General features: G+C 67.4%; 3 protein-coding genes. All 3 read left to right on the top strand.

From position 1 onward, the window contains the following. Positions 1-877: FHA domain-containing protein (locus ACOJUJ_RS24150; RefSeq protein WP_420129484.1), on the top strand; the 877-nt coding region annotated here is incomplete at its 5' end. Between the two features lie 43 nt (positions 878-920). After that, complete coding sequence (locus tag ACOJUJ_RS24145) at positions 921-1,385, top strand: type VI secretion system amidase effector protein Tae4 (RefSeq protein WP_420129483.1); 465 nt, start codon at positions 921-923, stop codon at positions 1,383-1,385. Further along, positions 1,382-2,083 carry a serine/threonine-protein kinase gene (locus tag ACOJUJ_RS24140; protein WP_420129482.1) on the top strand — a complete coding sequence of 234 codons (702 nt, stop codon included), beginning with the start codon at positions 1,382-1,384 and terminating at the stop codon, positions 2,081-2,083. The genes ACOJUJ_RS24145 and ACOJUJ_RS24140 overlap by 4 nt, the downstream gene beginning before the upstream one ends. Positions 2,084-2,349 lie beyond the last annotated feature (266 nt).

Raw genomic sequence — 2,349 nt, 5'->3', positions numbered from 1 at the left:
GCCGCCCGGCCCGCCGCCGCTGACCCCGGCGCAGCTGGAGGACAAGCGCCGCCTGGCCGGCCAGGCGCGCGCCGCGTCCGCCCAGCCGCTGACGACGGAGAGCGCCACGTCGCGGATGGACCTGTGGAAGATGGTGCTCATCATCGACCCCGACGACAAGGAAGCCGAGCTGGAGTACAACCGCGCGCTGGGCGATCTGCAGACGGCGCGCGCGCAGGAGGCCACCCAGAAGCAGCAGCAGGACGCGGAGGCCAAGACGCAGGCGCAGCAGGCCGCCGACCGGCGCGAAAAGCTGAACCTGGCCGAGCGGGCGCTGTACGCGCGCGACCTGAACAGCGCCGAGCAGATCGTGACCGGCGTGCTGGCCCAGTCGCCCGACGATCCGCGCGCCAGCTCCATGGCCGCCGCCATCCGCCAGGCGCAGGACGCCCGTCGCTTTACCCGGCGCATGCTGATCGCCGCGGGGGCGCTGGGCGTGTTTGGCGCGGGGATCCTGGTCCTGCTGCGCAGGCTGGGCGGCAAGCCCGGCGCGGAAAAGGCCGGCGCCGCGGGGCCCAAGGCGATCGTAAAGGTGATCGACGGGGTGGGGCGGGGAAGGCTGGCGCCGGTGGAAAAGGAGGTGTTCCGCATCGGCGCGGCGGACGGCGAGCGGCCGGACGAAAAGAACGACCTGGTCATCAGCGACTCGGCCGCCCTGGTCTCCCGTTACCACTGCACCATCGTACGAAAGGGGCGCGACTACTTTCTGCTGGACAGCAGCCTGAACGGCACCCGGCTGAACGACCAGCCCCTGCAGCGCGGCGAGCACCAGCCCCTGGATGACGGCGACGAGATTGTCCTCGCCGGCGCCTCGCGCCTCAAGTTCCTGCACACGTGACCTTCGGATCTCCGCCGGGGGTAATCCCGCAGCCTGAAGCGCCGTGATCACATTCGACTCGTTGTGGGCCAGCCACCCCAACCTTCCCAACGTCACGTATCCCTGTACCGACAAGGACGGAAAGATCGTCCCGGGTCTGGAGAACCAGTGTGCCATGCGGATGGGCATCTGTCTGCAGAAGGCGGGGATGGACCTGTCCAGCTATCCAGGAAAGCGGTGCAGCGACTATCCAGCGCTCAAGCACAAGCCCGCACACATCCTGGTGGCCCAGCAGCTCGCGGACTGGCTTAAGATCAAGCTGGGCAAGTCCCGGTTCACGCGGTTCAAGAAGCCCGATCCCTATGCACAGCTCAAGAAGGCGACGAAGGGGAAGAAGGGGATCGTGTTCTTCATGAATTTCTACGGGGCGGGAGGCGACCACATCGACCTCTGGAACGGCGGCAAGGCCATCTCCGATTTCCAGAACTACGTCGATTCCACGGAGATCTGGTTCTGGGAGATCAAGTGAGTGCCACGGCATTCCCGCATGAAACCGGCGAAAGGCTCTCGGTTCTTCTGGGGCATGCCCACGGCGTTCCCGGGCGCGACTTCCGGATTCGCGATCTGCTCACCGCCGCGGAGGATTGCCACGCGCGCGGCATCATCCACCGCGACATCAAGCCCAGCAACATCATCGTTGCGGCAAACGGCGAGCTGAGGCTGATCGACTTCGACGTAGCGGCGCGGCGGGGGGCGCGCAGTGCGTGGGAGGGGCAGGAAGACGTGCGGATCGGCACGCTGCCGTACACCGCGCCGGAGCAGATCCTGGATCCGGCGACGGCGACATACGAGGCGGCGGACATCTACAGCCTGGGCGTGGTGCTGTACGAAATGCTCACCGGCCGCATCCCGTTCCCCATGACGGACGAAGAGGATGAGGAGGAATACCGCGCCCGCCTGCCGTTCGCGGACCCAGTTCCGCCCACCGTCTATCGGCCGGATCTTTTCCCGGAGATCGAGGCCGTGTTGCTCAAGGCCATGCGCCGCGATCCCGCCGCCCGCCACGCCTCCGTCGCCGAGCTGCGCGCGGAGCTGGAGGCGGCGTTCAGCGCGGCCGGGGCGGGGGACACCCCGGAGCCGCGGGCGGACGCGTCTCGTGCGGTGATGTCCATCCTCCTGATCGTCCCGCTCGTGTCGATCGCCGCCTGGCTGTTCCTCTCCAGCTGATATCCAGTCGGGTCGGCTGATACGGAATCCGGGAAAACACCTGTCATTCTGAGGGAGCGCCCTCGTCGGGCTCTCGGGAACGCCACGAAGCCAGTGGCGCGACCGAAGAATCTCCCTCCCCTCGTGCGGAACCCCTTTCCGGGCAACGCCCGGGAACCCGGTCGTGACGGAAAGAACCGCGCGTTTCAGCATGGAGATTCTTCGGTCGGCGCCATGCTCCTGCGCGAACGGAGAGCGCTGCGCGGCGCCTCCCTCAGAATGACAGT

The sequence above is a fragment of the Longimicrobium sp. genome, assembly GCF_048594345.1.
Taxonomy (GTDB): Bacteria; Gemmatimonadota; Gemmatimonadetes; order Longimicrobiales; family Longimicrobiaceae; genus Longimicrobium.
The sequence above is the reverse complement of the archived record's forward strand: the minus strand, read 5'-3'. Positions and strand labels throughout refer to the sequence as shown.